This window comes from Lentzea kentuckyensis (assembly GCF_002150765.1).
In the GTDB taxonomy this organism is placed as follows: Bacteria; Actinomycetota; Actinomycetes; order Mycobacteriales; family Pseudonocardiaceae; genus Lentzea; species Lentzea kentuckyensis.
The window spans coordinates 143,724-163,885 of the sequence record NZ_MUYM01000064.1 but is presented as its reverse complement, the minus strand read 5'-3'; the positions used below and the strand labels follow the sequence as shown (position 1 = coordinate 163,885).

Below are 20,162 nucleotides of genomic sequence, written 5' to 3'. Positions count from 1 at the left end.
GGTTTTCGCCGAGGTTCCGCCCCGCGTCGAGTACGAGCTGACAGTCCACCCCATCACTGACCTCCCTCCTGGATTTCGCCGGTATAGTTTCCAAGGAATCAAGTTCCTTGGAAGAGTCATGGACGGACCCGGACGGAGACACTCATGGGTGACAGCGATCAGCCTTTGGCGATCGAGGTGCGCGGGGCACGGGTGCACAACCTCCGCGACGTCGACGTCACGGTGCCGCTGCGCAAGCTCGTCGCACTGGCGGGAGTGTCCGGTTCCGGCAAGTCCTCCCTGGCGATGGGTGTCCTGTACGCGGAGGGGTCCAGGCGGTACATCGAGGCGCTGTCGACGTACACGCGCCGGCGGATGTCACACGCCCCACGAGCCGCCGTCGACAGCGTCAAGCACGTCCCGGCCGCACTCGCCCTTCGGCAACGCCCCGGCGTTCCCGGAGTGCGCAGCACGTTCGGCACCTCGACCGAACTGCTGAACGTCCTGCGCCTGCTGTACTCGCGGCTCGGAGCCCACTGCTGCCCGAACGGCCACCGCCAGCAGCCGACCATCGACGTCGCCCTCAACCTGAACTTGACCTGCCCGGTCTGCGGCGTTTCGTTCTACCCGCCGGGCGCGGAGTCGTTCGCCTTCAACTCCGACGGCGCGTGCCCGCACTGCACGGGAACCGGAGTCGTCCGGGAGATCGACGAGGAACGCCTCGTTCCCGACCCCTCCCTCGCCATCGCGGACGGAGCCGTCGCACCGTGGTCGATGTTCGGGCTGACGGTGATGCCACAGGTCGTCGCGGAGTTCGGGGTCCGCACCGACGTGCCGTACGCGGAGCTGAGCGCCGACGAGCGGCACATCGTGATGCACGGCCCGGCCGAGAAGCGGCACATCACCGTGCCGTCCAAGAACGGCAAGCTGTTCGAGCTGAACTTCACGTATCGCAACGCCCGGCAGGCCGTGCAGGAAGCCTTGGACAACGCCGCCAGCGAGCGCGGCCTGAACCGCGTCAACAAGTTCATCAGCACCCAGGTGTGCCCGACCTGCCACGGCACGCGGCTCAGCGAACAGGCGCGAGCGTCACTGGTCGACGGCGTCAACCTCGCCGATGCCACCGCCAAGACCCTCGACGAGCTCATCTCCTGGACACCCCGGATCGAGGGCACCCTGCCGCCGGACATGGCGTCGATGACGAGGAGCATCGTCGACCAGCTGCTGCAGACCGCGCGCCGGCTGGTCGAACTGGGTCTGGGCTATCTCAGCCTGGACCGGGCGTCCTCGACACTGTCCACCGGTGAACGGCAACGCGTTCAGCTGGCACGCGCGGTGCGCAACGAGACGACGGGTGTGCTTTACGTTCTCGACGAGCCGTCCATCGGTCTGCATCCCTCCAATGTGGACGGACTACTGGGCGTCATGCGGGATCTGCTGAAGGACGGGAACTCCGTCGTTCTCGTCGACCACGACGTCCAAGTCCTGCGCGAGGCCGACTGGCTCATCGAGATCGGCCCCGGCTCCGGGGCCGAGGGCGGACGCGTCCTCGCCACCGGCGAGGTGGCCGACCTCGCCGAGCACCCCCAGTCCCTGCTGGGCGGCTTCCTCTCCCGCAGCGAACCAGTCGTCGTCCGTCCCCAGCCGGACGGCGACGAGGTGTTCGAGCACGGGCGCATCCACCTCTCCACGCGACCGTTGCACACCGTGCACGCCCTGGACGTCGACATCCCGCGCGGGCGTCTGACCGCGGTGACCGGGGTGTCCGGATCGGGCAAGACCACGTTGATCCTCGAAAGCCTCGTCCCGGCACTCGACGCGACGATCTCCGGTGGCCGGCTTCCCAGCTGGGTCAAGGAAGTCGACGCCGAGGGGATCACGCGGGTGAACGTCGTCGACGCCACCCCGATCGGCGTCAACGTCCGCTCCACCGTCGCCACCTACAGCGGCGTCCTCGACGAACTCCGACGTGCCTACGCGGCCACTCCGGCGGCGCGTGAAAGTGAACTGACCGCCAGCGACTTCTCCTACAACACCGGATCCCTGAAGTGTCCCCGTTGTGAAGGCACCGGCCAGGTGTCGCTCGACGTGCAGTTCCTCCCCGACGTCGACATCGTCTGCCCGGAATGCGAAGGCTCGCGCTACGCCCCGGCGGCAAGTGACTTCCGGCGCGGCCCGGATGCGGCGGGGCTCGCCCTGCCCGAGCTGCTCGCGCTCACGGTCCGGCAAGCGGTCGAACACGTTCAGGACATGCGCAAGGTCCGAGCCCGACTGGAAACGCTCATCGACCTGGGGCTCGGCTACCTCACCCTCGGCGAGGCCACGACCACGCTCTCCGGTGGCGAAGCGCAGCGCCTGAAGCTTGCGTCAGAGCTCGACCGGAAGCAGACCGACGCCCTCTTCGTCCTGGACGAACCCAGCGTCGGCCTGCACCCCCTCGACATCCGCACGCTCCTGTCGGTGATCGGGCGCCTCACCGACAAAGGTGCCACCGTCATCGTCATCGAGCACGACCTCGACATGATCGCCAACGCCGACCACGTCATCGACATGGGCCCGGGAGGAGGCGCCGCCGGTGGCACGATCGTCGCCAGTGGAACGCCCAGGCTCCTCGCCCGCGATCCGCACAGCCTCACCGCCAGGTATCTGCGCGACCACCTCGGCACCCCACAGGACAGCCACATGTTGTGACGCGGGCCGCAATGCCCGGCTGGTAGGTCGTCTCCGGAACTACGAGTCGACGCTCGCGCGGTACGCGGCGCGAAGGGCCGAGAGAGTCGTGGCCAGCTGCTTGAGCGACCTTTCGGGGAGCACCGAGCCGATCCGGATCTCCAGCTCGTCGTCGAAGACCTTCACAGCCTTGGACAACAGGCGGCGGCCGGAGGCTGTGAGCTCCACGATGGATGAACGCCGGTCGTCCGGATTGGCGCGACGACGGCAGTAACCGGCGGCCTCGACCCGGTCGACGACCTTGCTGGTGCCACCGACGGTGATCCGGAACTCCTCCGCGATGTCCAGCACTCGGCAACCGCCACGCTCGCCGAGCAGCCGCATCACCTCGAACCACGTGAGCTGCAGATCGCATTCCGCCTGCAGGCGCTTCTCGACGGCACCCCACAGCTCGATCTCGAACCGAACCAGGTCGCTGTACACCAGCCTCAGATCCACCACGACGACTCCTCGGATCTCCTCACTGGGCACAGGTTCAGCGACGAAGCCAACCACACGGCTTCCACGGAACCAACTTCCGAGACATCCTGACCGGCGAGGTCAGCTCCTCGGGCGCATGATAAGCGCGGCCACGTAATAAGTGCACGGCTCGTCGGAGGTATTGGCGTACGCGTGCACCTGGTCCGCTTCGAAGTACGTCGAGTCCCCCGCTTCCAGGTCGATCACCTGTTTCTCCACGGTGAGCCGCAGCGTGCCTCGCTCGACCGCGATGTATTCGTGCGATCCCCTGGCGTACGCCGGAAACTCGCCCGCGTCGCAACCGGCCGGAAGAGTCACGCGAACCAGTTCGAAGTTCACACCGGCGACCACCGGCGACACCACGACACGTTCCCACCCCGCCGGATAGACCGTGTGCTCCTGGTCCGCACGCCGGCGAACGACGACCCTGCGGTCGTCGTCCTGCAGCAACGCGACCAGCGGAACGCCCAGCCCTTCCGCGATGCGCGCCAGCACGGTCACGGTCGGCGCCTTCTCCGCGCGCTCGACCGCGGACAACATGCTCATGCTGACCGAGCACCGTTCGGCGAGCGCCTTCAGGGTGAGTTCTCGCTCACCACGCAGGCGCTGGATCCGGTCAGCCAGTTCCACCAAGTCGAACATGCCTCTATAGTAGAACTATGAGCACTATAGTGGAAACCCAGGTCCGTGAAGCCTGGCCTGAGGACCTGGACGCCGTCACAGCGATCTATGCGACCTACGTCCTGCAGACCACCGTGTCGTTCGCCGAAACACCGCCCACGAGAGCACAGTGGGGTACGAGGTACTGGGACATCGCCGGCCGAGGCCTGCCCTTCCTCGTCGCCGAACTGGACGGCCAGGTGGTGGGCATGGCGTTCTGCTCGCCGTGGAAAGCCAAGAGCGCGTACCGCTTCACCGTCGAGAACTCGATCTACCTCGACCCACGCGCGACCGGACGGGGACTCGGCACAGCACTCCTCGAGGAACTGCTCGACCGCTGCGCCACTGCGGGAATCCGCGAAGTGATCGCCGTGATCGTCGACAACGGCAACACGGCATCCGAGAAACTCCATCTGCGCTGCGGCTTCACCGAAGTCGGACGCCTGCACGGCGTCGGCACCAAGCACGGGAGCACACTGGACACCGTGCTGATGCAGCGGCATCTGACGACATCTACCCGGTTTCCGCACCCGAGCAGCAGCTCGTCGACGCTTTCCTGACCACTGCGCAAGATCGACCTCGCCGACGACTACGAGCCGGCACTTGAGATCGGCACCGGAATCTTCGCCCGCCGCGGCGAACGCGACCGCTACCGACCACCCCCTCAACTTGCTGTGGGAAGCGTTCGCCGCCGCCAGTCCGAACAGATCGGTTCCTTCAACTCTCCTGGGACGGTGAAGCCCGCATCAGCTGTCTGGCTTGCGCGACCGACGGCGCTGACCACTCCTGGCGGCTGACCGCCACCGCACCCGCCCCTGATCGTGCAGAACTGTCCGAGGAGTTCTACCTCGCTCTCACGCTGCGCCATCCGCACGCGGCCTTGGCTCCATCGCACGGTCGCCGTGCTTGACAGCCCGTTCACCGCTTGGGAGGGCGACAGCGTTCACGGCCGAAGACCGGTACTCACCAGCGTCTCGGTCCGGCTGGATCAGCTGTTCGCCCGCATGCCCGGTGCTGCGCGGCACGTCATTCCGACTGGGCTTGACCTGTAGGCCCAGACAACCGGGGCGCACGATCACTGGCAACCGCAAGCGGACTCCGACTTCGCCTCGGCCACCGTGAGGTTCGAGTCGACGGGCTCCTCACCAGGCGTGCAGCAGGCACTGACGCCACAGCAGGAGTCTCCGCTCGACGCCAAAGCAGTCGCGCTGACCAGCTCGATGTCGAGGGGCTTCACCGCGCGGACGATCGCGGAGTGCATGCCGTCCGCGGCCTCGAACGTCGGCGTGATCTCGACGTTGGCGAAGCCGGCGGCTTCGAGGCCTTCGCGGTACTCGGCGAAGGTGAGGGCTCCGGCGATGCAGCTGACGTAGGAGCCGCGTTCGGCTCGTTCGGCGGTGGTGAGGTGGTCGTCGGCGACGACGTCGGAGATGCCGAGGCGGCCGCCAGGGCGCAGAACGCGGAAGGTCTCGGCGAACACCGCGGGCTTGTCGACGGAGAGGTTGATGACGCAGTTGGAGATCACGACGTCGATGGTGTTGCCGGGCAACGGGATGGCTTCGATGTTTCCCTTGAGGAACTCGACGTTGGTGGCGCCGGCCTTGTCGACGTTGGACAGGGCGAGCGCGAGCATCTCGTCGGTCATGTCGAGGCCGTAGGCCTTGCCGGTGGGGCCGACGCGGCGAGCGGAGAGCAGGACGTCGATGCCGCCGCCGGAGCCCAGGTCCAGCACCCGCTCGCCCTCGCGCAGTTCGGCGACGGCGATGGGGTTGCCGCAGCCGAGTGACGCGGCGACCGCTTCGGCGGGCAGTTCGTCGCGCTGTGCGGCCGGGTAGAGCGTGGCGCCGAAGGTCTCGTCGACCTCCACTGCCTGCGGTCCGCAGCAGCCGCCTCCACCCTGGGTGACGGCGGTCGCGGCCGCGGCGTAGCGGGCGCGGACGGTCTCGCGCAGGTCGGTCTGCTCGCTCATGAGCGGTCTACCTCCAGGCTGTATTGAAGTCTGTCTATGCAGTGTTGCGCAGAGCTCGAAGTGCCGTCAATATTGAAAAATGTCGAAGCAAGAGTCAGGCTGCTGCGAGCCGCTGTCAGAAGAGCCGTTGGCCGCGGAGCAGGCGGCTGAGCTGTCGGCGATGTTCAAGGCGCTGGGCGACCCGGTGCGCTTGCGGCTGCTGTCGATGATCGCGTCACGTACCGAGGGCGGGGTCTGCGTCTGCGAGCTGACGCCCGCGTTCGAGCTGTCGCAGCCGACGATCTCGCATCACCTGAAGCTGTTGCGCCAGGCGGGTCTGGTCGACTGCGAGCGCCGGGGCACGTGGGTCTACTACTGGGTACGCCCGGAGACGACCGACCGGATGGCCGCGATGCTGAGCAGCGTGCGCCAGCCGGTCACGGCCTGATCGACGCGGCGATCTTCGCGACCGTTGCTTTCGCGGTTGGTCCGACGCCGACGAGGGTCGCGGATGCCGGGCCGGTCCAGCCGCCGTAGCCGAGCAGGTGCAGGCGCGGCTCGTCCACGGCGGTGGTGCCGTCGACGGCGAGGCGGCCTACGGTGTCACGGAGTCGTAGCGGGGCGAGGTGACTCAGGGCGGGACGGAACCCGGTGCACCACACCACGACGTCAGCGCCGGACAGCGCTTCGACATCCATCGGCGTGGCGACGAGCAGTCCGTTGTCACGGGCTTCACGGACGGGCGGAACGGCCACGATGTCGCCGAGCTCGCTGACGCTGCCGCGCCGGGTGGCGATGTCGAACAGCGCTTTGCCGTCGATCTCGTCGGGCATGTACCTCGGTGGCCGTCGGGTCGTCCACGTCAGGTCGGCGTGCTGCACGAGGTCAGCGGCGATCTGGGCGCCGGAGTTGCCGCCGCCGATCACGACGACCTTCTGGCCGGCGAACTCGAGCGGGTCGCGGTAGTCGACGGTGTGCAGCTGGCGGCCCGGCAGGTCCAGCAGGGGGCGGAACGGCCGCCACCAGGTTCCGGTCGCGCTGATGACGTGTCGCGCTGTCCAGGTTCCGGAGTCGGTGTGCACCAGCAGCCGGTCACCGTCGCGGGTGACCGAGGTGACCTGGACGGGCCGGTGGACGGGGATGTCGTAGCGCTTCTCGTAGGCGGCGAGGTAGTCCACGACGTGCTGAGCGGTCGGGCATCCGTCCGGAAAGGACGGCATGGGCCAGCCGGGCAGCGAACTGTGGCGGGCGATCGAGAACAGCCGCAGCGAGTTCCACGTGAGCGGCCACGCCCCGCCCGGCACGGGCTGCGCGTCCAGCACCACATGGTCGATTCCTGCGCGGCGCAGGTAGAAGGCGGCGGCCAGACCTGCCTGGCCGCCGCCGATCACGACAACGTCAGACCTGAGCACGAGCTGCCCATCGGCGCCGGAGCCACAGGCTGACGTAGACGAGCGCCACGAGCACCGGCACTTCGATCAGCGGTCCGACCACGCCGGCGAGCGCCTGGCCGGAGGTCACGCCGAACACGCCGATCGCGACGGCAATGGCGAGCTCGAAGTTGTTGCCCGCCGCGGTGAACGCCAGCGTGGTCGTCCGCTCGTAGGAGAGCCCGGACGCCTTGCCCAGCGCGTAGGAACCGGCCCACATGATGGCGAAGTAGACCAGCAGCGGCAGGGCGATGCGGGCGACGTCGAGCGGGCGGTTGGTGATGTTCTCGCCCTGCAGTGCGAACAGGATGACGATCGTGAACAGCAATCCGTACAAGGCGATCGGGCCGACGCGGGGCAGGAACTTCGACTCGTACCAGTCCCTCCCGCGGGACCGCTCGCCCAGTTTGCGGCTGAGGTAACCAGCCGCGAGCGGGATGCCGAGGAAGATGAGCACGGACTTGGCGATCTCCCAGGCCGAGAAGTCGACGGAAGTCGTGTCGAGGCCGAGCCAGCCGGGCAGCAGGTCGAGGTAGAACCAGCCGAGCACACCGAACATGACGACCTGGAACACCGAGTTGAGCGCCACGAGTACCGCGGCGGCTTCGCGGTCGCCGCACGCGAGGTCATTCCAGATGATCACCATGGCGATACAGCGGGCCAGGCCCACGATGATCAGGCCGGTGCGGTACTCGGGCAGGTCGGCCAGGAAGATCCAGGCCAGCGCGAACATCAGCGCCGGGCCGAGGATCCAGTTGAGCACCAGCGAGAGCAGCATGGTGCGGCGGTCGCGGGTGACGGCGTCGAGTTTGTCGTAGCGGACCTTCGCGAGCACCGGGTACATCATCAGCAGCAGGCCGAGCGCGATCGGCAGCGACACCTCGCCGATCTTCACCGCGTCCAGCACGCCCTGCAGGCCGGGCACGAACCGGCCCAGCAGCAGGCCCGCGACCATGGCGACGCCGATCCAGACCGGCAGCAGACGGTCCAGGAAGGACAGTCGATGCAGCACGTCGGGTGCCGCAGTTTCGGTGGTGCTCAACGGGTTCTCCTGGGTGTGGGCAGGCGTCATCACCCGATGACGGCCATCGGCGCGAGGTGTTGTCAGGTCAGTCGCAGCAGGCGCTGGTGTCGCGCAGCGGTCCTCCTGGCGCCAGCACCGCCGCGAGGGTGTCGATGGCGTCGTTGTCGATGCGGTACCAGCTCCAGGTGCCGCGCCGTTCGCGGCTGAGCACGCCCGCGTTGACGAGGATCTTGAGGTGGTGACTCAGCGAGGACTGCGGCATGTCGAACTGGTCGGCAAGATCGCAGAAGCACGCTTCCTGCCCCTCGGTCCGGCGCACCAGACTGACCAGCTCGACGCGAATCGGATCGCCGAGCGCCTTGAACAGGCGGGCGGCGGTCGTCGAGTCGAGCAGGGTCTGGTCCGGGCTCGTCATGGAGACCACCATAACCGGCTGGATTGACAAAAGTCGATACAGAAGGTGTGATCTGCATCGACGAACTTCGGTCCAGGAGATCTCAGGAGATGACCGTGTCCAAGCCCCCCGAGGTGCTGTTCGTCTGCGTGCACAACGCGGGCCGCTCGCAGATGGCCGCGGCACTGCTGCAGCACTACGGCATGGGTCGAGTCGCCGTTCGCTCGGCCACCGATGAAGTGATCGCAGCTGCCGAGGGTTCTCCCCGATGCGATCACCGCGGCGATCGTGTTTCGTTGAACGGCACGGCGACCGATTGGACGATGAGCGATGGCGCGGACCGATGATCGAACCACCCGCTGGCAGCAGTACTGGGACCGCAAGTCGACCACCTACGACAAGGAGATCGGGGTCCTGGACCGGCGGGTCTTCGGTGACTCCCGCAAGTGGGCGTGTGCCCAGGCGAACGGCGAGGTGCTCGAAGTAGCTGTCGGAACCGGGCTCAACCTGCCGTTCTACCCCGACGACGTCGCCGTCACCGGTCTGGACATCAGCGAGCAGATGCTCGCCCTCGCACGGGCGCGCGCCCTGCAACTCGGTCGCGATGTGACCCTGCGGCAGGGCACCGCGCATGCTCTGCCGTTCGCCGACGCCTCGTTCGACACCGTGGTGTGCACGTTGGGTTTGTGTGCGATTCCGGATCACGAGGCCGCGGTCGACGAGATGGTGCGGGTGCTGCGTCCGGGCGGCCGGTTGGTCCTCGTTGACCACGTCGCCAGCTCGTCCCGTATCGCGCGTGGCGTGCAGTGGCTGGTGGAGCGGGTCACGATTCCGATGGCGGGCGAACACTTCTTGCGCCGGCCGCTGCATCTCGTTGAAGCCCGTGGCCTGGAAGTCCAGCAGCGGCAACGGTTCAAGCTCGGCCTGGTGGAACGGCTCGTCGCACGCAGGCCGCTCGGTCAGCCGAGACCTGGAGGAAAGCGTCCAGAGTGAGCGCGGTGTACCTCTCGCCGTGAGTGCGCAGCAAGTACGGCTCCTCGACCACGCGCACCTGGATCTCGATCGCCGCTACGAGCGTGGTGAACGCGATCACCGCAATTGCGTTGGGGGCCAACAGCGTGAGGCCGGCGCCCGTCGCGATCATGGCGGTGAAGATCGGGTTGCGCACGTGTGCGAACAAGCCGTTGGTCACCACCGCGGTGGATTCGGCTTGGTCCACGCCGATGCGCCAGAGAGAACTATTCAGCAGTAGCTGTACTACAGCAGCTGCTGTACTGTTCCGTCCATGCTGACCTGTGAAACGCGTGGAGCGGCGCTGGCCCGGCTGGGGCGTGCCCTGGCCGATCCGACCCGCTGCCGGATCCTCGTCTCCCTGCTCGACGGCCCCGGATACCCCGCGCAGCTCGCTGAACAGCTGGAACTGACCAGGTCGAACGTCTCGAACCACCTGTCGTGCCTGCGCGGCTGTGGGCTGGTCGTCGCGACCTACGAAGGCCGGCAGGTGCGCTACGACCTGGCCGACGCGCACCTCGCCCGCGCGTTGCGGGAGCTGGTCGATGTCGTGCTCGCGGTCGACACGGACGTTGCGTGCGTGGACGACCCGGTGAGCACCGAGGCGGTCACACGATGAGCGAGCATCTGGAAGCACTGCCCCTCGCCACATCGAGCTGTGCTGACGGCTGCTGCGCAAAGCCCGCGAAGCCCACCGTCGCCCCCGCACGCAAGGAGGTGCTGACCCGGCGCGTGCGCTGGCTGGTGGCCGCGACCATCACTTACAACGTCGTCGAGGCGATCATCGCGATCAGCGCGGGCACGATCGCCTCGTCGACCGCGCTGATCGGCTTCGGCCTCGACTCGGTGATCGAGGTGGCATCGGCGCTCGCCGTGGCGTGGCAGTTCTCCGGCCGCGACCCCGAAGCACGCGAACGCACCGCGCTCAAGGTCATCGCGGTGTCGTTCTTCGCACTGGCCGCCTACGTGACGTTCGAGTCCGTTCTCGCGGTCCTGGGACAGGAACGGGCCGAGCACTCCACCGTGGGCATCGTGCTCGCCGCCGTGTCCCTGGCCGTGATGCCGGGCCTGTCCTACGCGCAACGGCGTGCTGGACGCGAACTCGGTTCCGCGAGCGCCGTCGCGGACTCCAAGCAGACGTTGCTGTGCACCTACCTTTCCGCCGTGCTGCTGGTCGGCCTGGTGGTCAACAGCTTGTTCGGCTGGTGGTGGGCCGACCCGCTCGCCGCGCTGGTGATCGCCGCGGTCGCGGTGAAGGAAGGCCGCGAAGCGTGGCGCGGCGAGCACTGCTGCTGAAACTCACTTGGCCAGTTCCCGCTCGATCGCTGCCTTCAGGCCCTCGTAGCTGGGCACGCCTCAAAACTCGGTGCCATTGATAAAGAACGGGCGCCGATCGGTCGCCAGTTCCCGCAGAGGCGCGCCCTCACCACGTTCACGAGGAACAGTCCGGGACGCCGAACGCCTGCGCGCTGACGGTCGAGCACTGCGACGTCCACGCGACGTCGCGCTCGCACGGCGTGCCTTGCAGCAACGCCACGCCAACCACGAGCGCGAGCACGGCGAAGACACGCACGAGACTCACTCGCACTCTGCCTCCGCCGGGCACGCGCTCCAGGTCAGCGATCACGAGACCGGCAAAGCCTGATATCCGAGCTCCTCGATGACGCGCACCACGTCCTCGGGGCTGCTTCGTTCGAGGTCCAGCTCGACGGTGGAGAGTCCCTTCTTCACCGTCGTCTGCGTGCTGAGCACCCCGGGCAGGTCTTCGAGTGCGTCGTCGATGAGCAACGCACAGCTGCCGCAATGCATACCTGTCACCTGAAACACCTGTGTGGCCACAGCGGACTCCTCCCTCAGACGATCGTGATGACGCCGGTGTACATGCCCATGCCGCACGCGTAGTCCAGCCGCCCAGGCTGCAGTACGCCGAGGTCGATCCGCGTCTCGCCGTCCGCGGGCAGGATCTTCTCCTGATCGCGGATCACGAACGCTCGAACACAGCCCTGCGCCTTGTCCGACTTCACCACCAGTGTCGTGGGCAGGCCCGACTGCGCCTGCACGTTGCCCGGGCTGTAGGCATCGGTGCGAGCGGTGATCACCACCGTCTGCTGTCCATTCGCGACGGTGACGGCCGTGGTGTCGACGGGAGCATCCGCGGACGCCTCCACGATCCGGCTCGCAGCAAAAGGGGCCCCCGCCAGCTCCAGGCCTCCGTTGAGCGTGTGGAGACCCATGACGAGGACCGCGAGGCCGGTCACCACGCCGAGCCGTCCCCTCCAGGCAGTGGCGAGCTTGCGGGCCGCGTAACCGAGCACCGCGAAGAGCGGACCGGTTCCCAGCACGAACACCGCCATCGTCGCCGCACCCATCAGCGCCGAACCTGAGGTGAGGGCGAGTGCCTCCACCGACAGCGTGACGCCGCACGGGATCAGCACGGTGACGAACCCCAGCACCGCCGGAGCCAAGGCCGAACGGGAACGCGCGCGGTTGCGGACCACCCTGAGCCACGAGGTCGGTGGCTCCACCACGATGCGCCGAAAGCCTGGCACACCGAGCTGTGCCAAGCCGAAGACCACGATCAGCAGCCCGGCGCCGATCTGCAGCCACGTGCGAAAGCCGACCCCCAGCTCGACCGCACCACCCAACGCGCCGAGCAACGCCCCGAGCAGCGAGTGGGACGCGAGCTTGCCCGCGAGGAAGCCGCCGACCGGGGCCAGGTCGTCGCCGAGCTGGTCCCGCCAGCTTCGCGCCGGCTCGGATCCCGCGCGTTGGCGGGTGATCAGCCCGGTGAGCAAGCCGCCTTGGACAGCGGCACAGGACACACCACCGGCGAACAGACCGGTGACGAGGACAGGAACAAGGTTCACGAAAACTCCTGCGGAGAAAGGAAAGGGAACGCTGATCCAGCACCGCGACGACCGCGGTGCGGACAGACCTCTCCTAAATCCGCAGCGAACAGAGCCTCGCCAGGCTGGGCGCGCGCGGCTGAGCGCTCTCCGACCAGACCGCTGAGCTGGGCACATGTGCCGCAAGCAACGCTCGTACGGCCGGCAACTCCAGGACGACAGCGGTGGCCGCGACCGCGATGACGAGCACGAGGCACATGGCCAGCGATTCGCCCGTGCCCGTGTCGGGCGCGTGGCCGTCCATCGGCGTCGCCATCGTGCTCTGCACCATCGGCATCGCGGTACTCATGCCGTCGCTGCACTGCACGCCGACCATGAACGCCAAGCCCGCGAGCACGACAACGACAACAAGGCGCGCGAGACCCACTCGCTCACCTCGCATGCCGACGCCCATCATGAGCGGGATCCTACGAAGACCGTGTCAACCGCCTGTCAGGTCCTCCGACCAAACCTGTCGAGACCAGGCTCCGGCTTCTTCCGCTCGATCTCCTGCTCGTCCAAGAACTACCGGACCGGGATCGAGCTCGAGGACCCGAGGCGCTGGACCGCCGCTGCCCCTACTACGACCCGATCTCCAAGCTCGGTGAGGCCGGCCAGAAGTGGTGGACCGACCAGACCTGACAGGCCGCGACGGGGCCGCCTTCGGGACATCTTCCGAAGGCGGCCCCATCAGCATGTTTGCCTGTTCAGCACCCGTAGACCACGTTTGGGAGGAACAGCGCGTCTCTCGTCAGCACCGTCGGATGTGGCTGAACTCCGACGGGTTGGTGTATTCGGCGATCTTCCTGGTCTCGTTGGCGGTCACCTCTTTGCAGTCGCCATCAGATCCCCAGTCGATGACCGCGCGGACGTGAACCGAGTCACTGCCGCTGGTGCAGTGCCGGTAGTAGATGTCCCAGGTCGTGATGTCGGGAAAGTGACGCTGTTTGCTCGCGCCGCACGGCCGTTCGGCGGCCACGCTGAACTCAGCACCCGGCACGGCCTGAGCCACTGCGGAGACACTGATTGTGACGCCGGCCGCTGCCAGAAGCGCGAGCGTGGATTGCACAAACAATTTTGGCTTCAAAATACTTCCCCCTTGAGTGGAATTTGCAACTTGCTTACTACGTACCGTCCGCAGCACCTTCCAATGGCGTGCTCTGATGACACCCCCAGACCGCCATCAGCGAACACATACGATTGGGGACACAGGCCTGCGGACAGGCTTGGTCGCGATAGTGATCCTGGCGCCCCTGGACTTGGTTGGTCACCGCAGCGGAGATGGAGATTCTTTCTCCGCCCAGGGGTGGAGAAAGCTGCGGCGTCTGGTGGTGCCGATGCCGGTCTGCTCGGCGATACAGTGGCTGAATGGATCGCAGGCATCGCCTGTCGCGCTGCATGGTCGCCGCGTTGGCTGTCGCCTACGTGGGATTCCGGGCGTTGCTGCGGGTGCGCGCATGAGTGCCGCTAGCACGGCGCGTGTCCTCGTCGTGGACGATCAGACGGTCGTGCGCGAGGGACTGACGCTCATCCTGAGCCTTCTGCCCGGTATCGACGTCGTCGGTGCCGCGGCTGGTGGCGAGGAGGCGGTGCGGCTTGCGGTGGAGGCCAGCCCGGATGTCGTGCTGATGGATCTGCGGATGCCGCATATGGACGGCGTCGAAGCCACGCGGCATATTCTCGCGGAAATTCCGCGCACCAAGATCCTAGTGCTCACGACCTACTGCGACGGCGAGTCCGTGGCGGCCGCTCTGCGGGTGGGGGCGCATGGCTATCTCACCAAGAACGCGCACGCGGCTGAGATCGCCGAGGCGATTGCCAATGTCCTGCGCGGTGATACGCACTTCGATCCGATCGTGCAGCAGCGCCTGGTCGCTATGGCGATCAGTGACCGTGATCAGCGGCCGCCTGCGAACCGGCTCACACCCCGTGAGGTTGACGTGTTGCGGTTGATCGCGCACGGCAAGTCCAACAACGAGATCGCACAGCAGCTCTTCATCACCGAGGCGACCGTGAAAACCCACATCAACAACCTCTTCGCCAAGATCGGTGTGCGCGACCGCGCTCAAGCGGTCACCTACGCCTTCCAGCACGGTGTGGCCGTCGTGCCGTCGCTGTCGGTTCCGTAAAACAGCCCGCAGCGCTCACGCGGGTACTCGCAATCGCACGCGGAACCCGGCTCCGTCCGGACCAGCTTCCAGTTCACCACCAACCAGCTCGGCACGCTCGTGCAGACCCAGCAGGCCGTACCCGTGCCTCGCCTTCGCATCATGTTGGCAGTCAGGCGAGCCAGTGTCGCGGACTTCCAACTCGGCCCAACCGTCGTTGAGAGTGAATGTCATGGACACTTCAGCATCAGGTGCGTGCTTGCGCACGTTGCTCAGCGCTTCCTGAGCGGTTCGCACCAAAGCCAACGCGACCTCCGGCGCCAACCGCACCTCATGGGAGTCTTGCAGAATCAAGGAACACGGCGTTCCTGTCGCCTCATGGAACTCGGTGACCAGCTTCTCCAATCGCACGATCAGCGGTTCTTGCGAGCCACGCAGTATCTCCACCGCCTGTCGCGCCTCTTCCAGCCCGCGCCGCGCCAGCTCACCGGCCATGACCACTCGGTCCAGCACCAGCTCCGTGTCACCTTTTTGCTGCAACAGCAAACGTGTTGCCTCCAGGTGTGCGATCTGCCCTGACAGGGAGTGCGCCAGCACATCGTGGATCTCCCGGGCCAAGCGCCGCCGCTCGTCGATCACCGCCTGATCGGATCGTTCCTTCTCGGCCCACTGATCACGCGCCAGGGTTACTTTCCCACGCACCAATGTGGACATCAGGAACACCCATCCCAGGAAGATCGCCTGGAGTGGCGTCAGGCTGTGGGTAACCGCCATGAAGCCGACGATCGGCCCGGCCACCAGCGCGGCACGCCTCCAGGGCAATTGAAATGGTGCGACCAGCATCACCAGAACCAGGATCGTCCCGAGAGCGGATTCGCCTGATTCCGCTACCGTCCCGGCGATCAGTGCGCAGCCGAGCAGGAATGGGGCTCCCACAGCACCGCGCAGCAACAAGTAAAAGCATCCGAACGCGATGAGAAACGCGATTGTGATCGCCGGAGCACCCAATGTTCTACTTGAGGCCGCCAGCGATATCGCCAATCCCCAGATCAGGTAGGCGAGAAGAAAGCCGCCTCGCACGCTGCGCCATAGGCGAGGCCTGCGCTCCATCTGGCAAGCCTACCTGTGGGCCAAGCGATCCAGGGACCACCATACGCAGCATTCACCCTCCACCCAGGGGTGGAGATGGCGCATTAGCGGACGCGCAATTAGCAAGCGCTTCCTAGTTCTGGGCGAGGTCGGGATTTCCTACTGGACCAAGAACTACCGTGCCGGCCGGAAGTGGTGAGCCGACCAGACCTGACAGGCCGCGGTCGAACGCCTTGACGCCGCGTTAGTGTTGACGTTCGGGGTGGGATGCGCTTGCCGGGGGAATCGTGAGCGATCGAGCGGACGAAGCCGATGAGGCGACTGGCGGCGAGACGTTCGCGGGCACGCGGAACGTGGTGTCCGGCCAGGTCGGTGGTTCGGTCCTGCAGGCTCGGGACATCCACGTCCACGTCCCCCGCCGGCTGCGTTTGCTGCTGGACAGCGCCGGCAGCAACTACCTCACCGAGAACCAGTACGAACCGGACGAGCAGACTCCGCGGCGCCGCGAGGAACTGGCCGATCAGCTCGTGCGACTGGCCATCGAGAGCCCCGGCAACCTGGATGCCGCGATCAGCGGGGCCGTCGACGCCGCCGAGGACGCGCCGAGCGAGCCGTGGGTGCTCGAAGAGGCGGTCGCGCTGCTCTCGCTGGTGGAGCAACGACTTTCCGAACAGCAGATCGCCCAGCAGGCGCACACCGACGTCACCGAGCGGATGGCCGTCGAACTCATGCAACTCCGCCGGCAGGTGGACGCGCACCGGGCGGTGTACCAGGAGGCGGCTTCGGGCGAGGACGCCGAGGAGATCCCACCGCCGGCGCCGGGCGAGTGCCCCTATCCCGGCCTGTCCGCGTTCACGGCGAGCCAGACCCGGTGGTTCTTCGGACGTGAGGAGCTGACCGCGCGACTGGTTCGCAGGCTCGCCGTCGTGAGGGCGGGCGGGACTCCGTTGTTCGTGGTCGGCGTGTCCGGGGCGGGGAAGTCCTCACTGCTGCGCGCCGGTCTCGTGCCGGCGCTGGTGAACGGTGACGTCCCGGTCCCCGGCTCGGAGAACTGGCCGTACGTGCAGTTGCGGCCTGGCGCGCGCCCGTTCACGGAGCTGGTCACGCGGATCGCGTTGCTGGGTGGCATTCCCGCGGGCGCCGCAGTGGACGACGTGCGCGCGGATCCGGCGCGGTTCGCCGTCCTGGTGCGCCAGGCCGCGCTGGCTGAGGCCCGGAAACGTGACCCGGACGGTGATCCCGGCTGCGTCGTGGTGATCGTCGATCAGTTCGAGGAGATCTTCACGCTGTGCCAGGACGGCGAGGAACGTGCCGCGTTCATCGCCGCGTTGCGGGCCGCGGCGGATCGGGTGGAGAACGACGACACCACGCCGGCCGCCCTGGTGGTGCTGGGACTGCGCGCGGACTTCTTCCCGTCCTGTGCTGACGAGCCGGGCCTGGCGACGATCTTGCAGGACAACCAGTTCCTGGTCGGTCCGATGAGCACGGCGGAGCTGCGCAGCGCGGTGGAACGGCCCGCGGAGGCGGTCGGGATCACGTTGGATTCGGGGCTGGCCGACCTCGTGGTCGGCGATCTGGCGGACAGGACCGGTTACCAGCCGGGTGCCCTGCCGCTGCTCGGGTACGCCCTGCAGGCGACGTGGACGAAACGCCGTGGCCACACGATGACCCTGGCGAGCTATCAGGAAGCGGGTGGTGTGCGGGGCGCGGTCGCCACGGCGGCGGAGATGATGTTCACCGCGATGTCCGAACCCGAGCAGTTGACGACTCGCAAGCTCCTGCTGCGTCTCGTGGCCGTGGGTGACGGTGTCGAGGACACCCGCCGTCAGGTCCCCAAAAGCGCGTTGACCGACGGGGACGACAACGCGGTGACGGTGTTGAACCGGCTCGTGATCACCCGGTTGGTCACGGTCGCCGCGGACACCGTCGAGATCGCGCACGAAGCCCTGATCCGTGCCTGGCCGCGGCTGGCCGAGTGGCTCGACGCCGACCGGGCGGGTCTGCTCGTGCACCGGCGGCTCACCGACGCCACGCAGACCTGGCTGTCCCTGCACAAGGACGCCGGCAGCCTCTACCGGGGCGCACAACTGGCGGACCTTCGTGCCTGGCTGGCCGAACGGGACGATCGCAGCGCGGGCCTCAGCCCGGTCGAGCGCGAGTTCGTCGAGGCGAGCGTCGCGGCGGAGGAGGCGGACCGGGAGTTCATCCGGCGAACCAACCGGCGGTTGCGACGCCTGGTCGCCGGGCTCGCGACCCTGACGGTGATCACGCTCGTCGCCGGCGTGATCGCGGTGTGGCAGCAGCAGGTCGCCGACTCGCAACGGTCGCAGGCGTTGGCACAGCAGGCGATCGCGGCATCCCGCGAGTACGCGGCAGGGTCCCTGTCCGCGAGCGACACCGACCCTCGCCGGTCGCTGCTGCTGGCCGCGGCTGCCTGGAGCGCGGCACCCACCGAGGAGTCACGCGGCGCCTTCCTGAGGACCCAGACCGAGCCGTACCTGGGCACGCTCGGTCCGGTCAGCGACCGGTTGTGGCACGTCGCGCTGGCACCGGACGGCACTCTCGCGGCGCTGGCCACCAGCGTCGGCACGGTGACCTTGTGGGACACAGCCGCGCACCGGCAGGTCGCGCAGCTCACCGGCCCCGACGGGAACTATCCCAGCGTCGCGTTCAGCCCCGACGGGCGCACCCTCGTGACCTCCAACGACAGCAAGCAACCCGAACAACGACTCCGGCTCTGGGACGTGCGCACGCACAAACTCGTTCGCAGCCTGCCCGGTTCCGCGTCCAGCGTGGCTTTCAGTTCCGACGGCTCGTCTCTCGTCACCGCGTGGGGCTCGCGCATCGTGCAGTGGGACCTGGCCACGGCGCGTCCGATCCGCACCTACCAGGGAACACCGGGGATCTTCGACATCGCGTTGAGCCACGACGGCTCACTGATCGCGGCCGCCGGGACCGATGGCGGCGTCCACCTGTGGGAGACGGCGACCGGCAAGGAGACCGCCGTCCTCAGTGGACACACGAAGGCCGTCTTCGGCGTGGACTTCAGTCGTGACGGCACCACACTGGTGAGCAGCAGCGAGGACGGCACAGTGCGGCTGTGGAACGTCGCGGAGCGCCGTCCCGCGGCCGTTCCGGTGCTGAGTGCGCCGTGGCCGGGTGTCGTCGAGTTCAGCAGAAAGGCGTTGTTCAGCCCGGACGGCAGGCACGTCGTGGCAGGGATGAACAGGAGCAAGGCCATCCAGTGGTGGCGGGTCGCCGACGGCGCCGTCGTCCGCACCAACGTCGGGCACACCCAGTCCGTCACCGGGGTGGCGTTCAGCCGTGACGGCAACACGCTGCTCAGCGGCGGCCTCGACGGGGCAGGAATCCTGTGGAAGGTGCGGGCCACCTTCCTCGACCAGCCTGCCCCCGTGCACGCCGTGGCGTTCAGCCCGGACGGACGCGTGCTGGCGTCCAGCAGCGGCCGGACGGTGACGTTGTGGGACCCCGAACGGCGCGAGCAGGTTCGCGTGCTCACCGTCGGAGACGGCAGCTTCGTTTCGTTGTCGTTCAGCCCGGACAGCAGCACCCTGGTCACCAGTCAGGACGGGGCGGTGCGGCTGTGGAGTGTCAAAACGGGAACGCTCGTCCGCACGTTCCCGCTCGACTCCGGGCAATCGGCCTACTACGTGACCTTCAGCCCGGACGGCAACACACTTGCCGCGATCGGGGGCACACCGCTCTCGACGTTCTCGTCGACAGAGACCAAGCCGCCCTTGGAGTACATCGTGCGCCAGTGGAACGTGGCGTCCGGAGATGTGCTCGTCACCAACTCCTATCGCGTGACGAACGCGGCGGTCGACCCGTATCCCAGTGGCCGGGCCGTGTTCTCGCCGGACAGCACCATGTTCGCCGTGCCGCTCACCAACGGATCGATCGAGTTCCGCCAGGCCCGTACCGGGGAACGGGCCGGTGAACTGGTGGGCCACCAGGACGGGGCGGTCAGCTTGGCGTTCACCAAGGACGGCACGATGCTCGCCAGTGGCGGCAGCGACCGCACCGTCCGGCTCTGGGACGTCGCCACCCGCAAGCAGATCGGTGCCCAGCTGACCGGGCACAACGGCGTGGTCCGCGGGGTCGCGTTCCTGCCGGACGGCCGCACGCTCGCCTCGGTCAGCGACTACGACCTGGTGCTGCGGCTGTGGGACGTGCCGAGCCGGACGCCGCTGGCCGCGGTACGGGGCTCCGGCTCGTTCGACGGGATCGCCGTGCAGCCCGGCACGGGACTGATCGCCACGGCGGGTCTGAACAACGTCGTCGGCATCTGGAATCCCGATCCCGCCAGCGTCAAGTCCCAGGTCTGCTCGATCCTGGGCGGCCAGCAATCCGTCGCCGACGCCTGGAAGGCCGTCGGCCGCGATCCCGGCCAAGCCCCGCGGTGTGAGGGGTGAGGGTCGTGCGTC

21 protein-coding genes and 1 pseudogene are annotated in these 20,162 nt (G+C 67.5%); 9 read left to right on the top strand and 13 right to left on the bottom strand.

Annotated features, from left to right (window positions below; translation table 11 throughout):
• Positions 1-144: 144 nt before the first annotated feature.
• A complete protein-coding gene (locus B0F77_RS28920) occupies positions 145-2,670 on the top strand; it encodes an excinuclease ABC subunit UvrA (RefSeq protein ID WP_086666152.1) in 2,526 nt (841 codons plus the stop codon).
• A gap of 39 nt (positions 2,671-2,709) precedes the next feature.
• On the opposite strand, the gene B0F77_RS28915 is transcribed toward B0F77_RS28920, so the two are convergent.
• The gene (locus B0F77_RS28915) at positions 2,710-3,150 is read right to left on the bottom strand and encodes a MarR family winged helix-turn-helix transcriptional regulator (RefSeq protein ID WP_086666180.1); all 441 of its coding nucleotides are present in this window, start codon (positions 3,148-3,150) and stop codon (positions 2,710-2,712) included.
• 99 nt (positions 3,151-3,249) lie between these two features.
• On the bottom strand, positions 3,250-3,810 hold the full coding sequence (locus B0F77_RS28910; protein WP_086666151.1) for a helix-turn-helix domain-containing protein: 561 nt from the start codon (positions 3,808-3,810) through the stop codon (positions 3,250-3,252).
• A 17-nt stretch (positions 3,811-3,827) separates the two neighbouring features.
• On the opposite strand from B0F77_RS28910, the gene B0F77_RS28905 reads away from it, so the two are divergent.
• The gene (locus tag B0F77_RS28905) at positions 3,828-4,388 is read left to right on the top strand and encodes a GNAT family N-acetyltransferase (protein ID WP_086666150.1); all 561 of its coding nucleotides are present in this window, start codon (positions 3,828-3,830) and stop codon (positions 4,386-4,388) included.
• 515 nt (positions 4,389-4,903) lie between these two features.
• On the opposite strand, the gene arsM is transcribed toward B0F77_RS28905, so the two are convergent.
• The gene (gene arsM, locus B0F77_RS28900) at positions 4,904-5,797 is read right to left on the bottom strand and encodes an arsenite methyltransferase (protein WP_086666149.1); all 894 of its coding nucleotides are present in this window, start codon (positions 5,795-5,797) and stop codon (positions 4,904-4,906) included.
• 79 nt (positions 5,798-5,876) lie between these two features.
• Here arsM and B0F77_RS28895 point away from each other — a divergent pair, with 79 nt between their 5' ends.
• Positions 5,877-6,224: an ArsR/SmtB family transcription factor gene (locus tag B0F77_RS28895; RefSeq protein ID WP_086666148.1), complete on the top strand. Its 348-nt coding sequence runs from the start codon at positions 5,877-5,879 to the stop codon at positions 6,222-6,224.
• Here the strand turns inward: B0F77_RS28895 and B0F77_RS28890 are convergent.
• Genes B0F77_RS28890 through B0F77_RS28880 form a run of 3 tightly spaced genes read right to left on the bottom strand, consistent with a single transcriptional unit; the run spans position 6,214 to position 8,645 of the window.
• On the bottom strand, positions 6,214-7,188 hold the full coding sequence (locus B0F77_RS28890; protein ID WP_086666147.1) for an ArsO family NAD(P)H-dependent flavin-containing monooxygenase: 975 nt from the start codon (positions 7,186-7,188) through the stop codon (positions 6,214-6,216). The genes B0F77_RS28895 and B0F77_RS28890 overlap by 11 nt on opposite strands.
• Positions 7,175-8,278: an ACR3 family arsenite efflux transporter gene (gene arsB / locus B0F77_RS28885; protein WP_086666146.1), complete on the bottom strand. Its 1,104-nt coding sequence runs from the start codon at positions 8,276-8,278 to the stop codon at positions 7,175-7,177. Before arsB ends, B0F77_RS28890 begins: the two co-directional genes overlap by 14 nt.
• Positions 8,279-8,315: 37 nt before the next feature.
• Positions 8,316-8,645 (bottom strand): ArsR/SmtB family transcription factor, encoded by a 330-nt coding sequence (locus B0F77_RS28880; protein WP_245848771.1) that lies wholly within the window; start codon positions 8,643-8,645, stop codon positions 8,316-8,318.
• A 95-nt stretch (positions 8,646-8,740) separates the two neighbouring features.
• Between B0F77_RS28880 and B0F77_RS28875 the strand changes: the two are divergent.
• Together B0F77_RS28875 and B0F77_RS28870 are read left to right on the top strand one after the other, a co-directional pair.
• Positions 8,741-8,863, top strand: a pseudogene (locus B0F77_RS28875) (arsenate reductase/protein-tyrosine-phosphatase family protein); the annotation flags it as partial.
• 91 nt (positions 8,864-8,954) lie between these two features.
• On the top strand, positions 8,955-9,617 hold the full coding sequence (locus B0F77_RS28870; protein ID WP_086666144.1) for a class I SAM-dependent methyltransferase: 663 nt from the start codon (positions 8,955-8,957) through the stop codon (positions 9,615-9,617).
• Here the strand turns inward: B0F77_RS28870 and B0F77_RS50005 are convergent.
• On the bottom strand, positions 9,538-9,792 hold the full coding sequence (locus B0F77_RS50005) for a hypothetical protein (protein ID WP_342746845.1): 255 nt from the start codon (positions 9,790-9,792) through the stop codon (positions 9,538-9,540). The genes B0F77_RS28870 and B0F77_RS50005 overlap by 80 nt on opposite strands.
• A 117-nt stretch (positions 9,793-9,909) precedes the next feature.
• Between B0F77_RS50005 and cmtR the strand changes: the two genes are divergently transcribed.
• Complete coding sequence (gene cmtR, locus B0F77_RS28860; protein ID WP_086666143.1) at positions 9,910-10,254, top strand: Cd(II)/Pb(II)-sensing metalloregulatory transcriptional regulator CmtR; 345 nt, start codon at positions 9,910-9,912, stop codon at positions 10,252-10,254.
• Positions 10,251-10,931, top strand: a complete 681-nt coding sequence (locus tag B0F77_RS28855) for a cation efflux transmembrane domain-containing protein (protein ID WP_086666142.1) — start codon at positions 10,251-10,253, stop codon at positions 10,929-10,931. Before cmtR ends, B0F77_RS28855 begins: the two co-directional genes overlap by 4 nt.
• Before the next feature lie 136 nt (positions 10,932-11,067).
• Here the strand turns inward: B0F77_RS28855 and B0F77_RS48110 are convergent, their stop codons facing one another.
• From B0F77_RS48110 to B0F77_RS28830, 5 genes are all read right to left on the bottom strand, one after another.
• On the bottom strand, positions 11,068-11,217 hold the full coding sequence (locus tag B0F77_RS48110) for a hypothetical protein (RefSeq protein ID WP_158102850.1): 150 nt from the start codon (positions 11,215-11,217) through the stop codon (positions 11,068-11,070).
• Positions 11,218-11,258: 41 nt separating this feature from the next.
• A complete protein-coding gene (locus B0F77_RS28845) occupies positions 11,259-11,453 on the bottom strand; it encodes a heavy-metal-associated domain-containing protein (protein WP_281252555.1) in 195 nt (64 codons plus the stop codon).
• A 35-nt stretch (positions 11,454-11,488) separates the two neighbouring features.
• Positions 11,489-12,502, bottom strand: a complete 1,014-nt coding sequence (locus tag B0F77_RS28840; RefSeq protein WP_245848769.1) for an urease accessory protein UreH domain-containing protein — start codon at positions 12,500-12,502, stop codon at positions 11,489-11,491.
• Positions 12,503-12,575: 73 nt separating this feature from the next.
• Positions 12,576-12,908, bottom strand: coding sequence for a hypothetical protein (locus B0F77_RS28835; RefSeq protein WP_143466951.1), 333 nt, complete (start codon positions 12,906-12,908; stop codon positions 12,576-12,578).
• Positions 12,909-13,271: 363 nt separating this feature from the next.
• Entirely contained in the window at positions 13,272-13,589 is a 318-nt protein-coding gene (locus B0F77_RS28830) for a hypothetical protein (RefSeq protein ID WP_158102849.1), read from the bottom strand.
• Positions 13,590-14,010: 421 nt separating this feature from the next.
• Between B0F77_RS28830 and B0F77_RS28825 the strand changes: the two genes are divergently transcribed.
• Positions 14,011-14,649, top strand: a complete 639-nt coding sequence (locus B0F77_RS28825; RefSeq protein WP_342746843.1) for a response regulator — start codon at positions 14,011-14,013, stop codon at positions 14,647-14,649.
• A gap of 15 nt (positions 14,650-14,664) precedes the next feature.
• Here the strand turns inward: B0F77_RS28825 and B0F77_RS28820 are convergent, their stop codons facing one another.
• Positions 14,665-15,738 (bottom strand): sensor histidine kinase, encoded by a 1,074-nt coding sequence (locus B0F77_RS28820; RefSeq protein WP_086666135.1) that lies wholly within the window; start codon positions 15,736-15,738, stop codon positions 14,665-14,667.
• 266 nt (positions 15,739-16,004) lie between these two features.
• Between B0F77_RS28820 and B0F77_RS28815 the strand changes: the two genes are divergently transcribed.
• Complete coding sequence (locus B0F77_RS28815) at positions 16,005-20,150, top strand: nSTAND1 domain-containing NTPase (RefSeq protein WP_086666134.1); 4,146 nt, start codon at positions 16,005-16,007, stop codon at positions 20,148-20,150.
• The last annotated feature ends 12 nt before the right edge of the window (positions 20,151-20,162 follow it).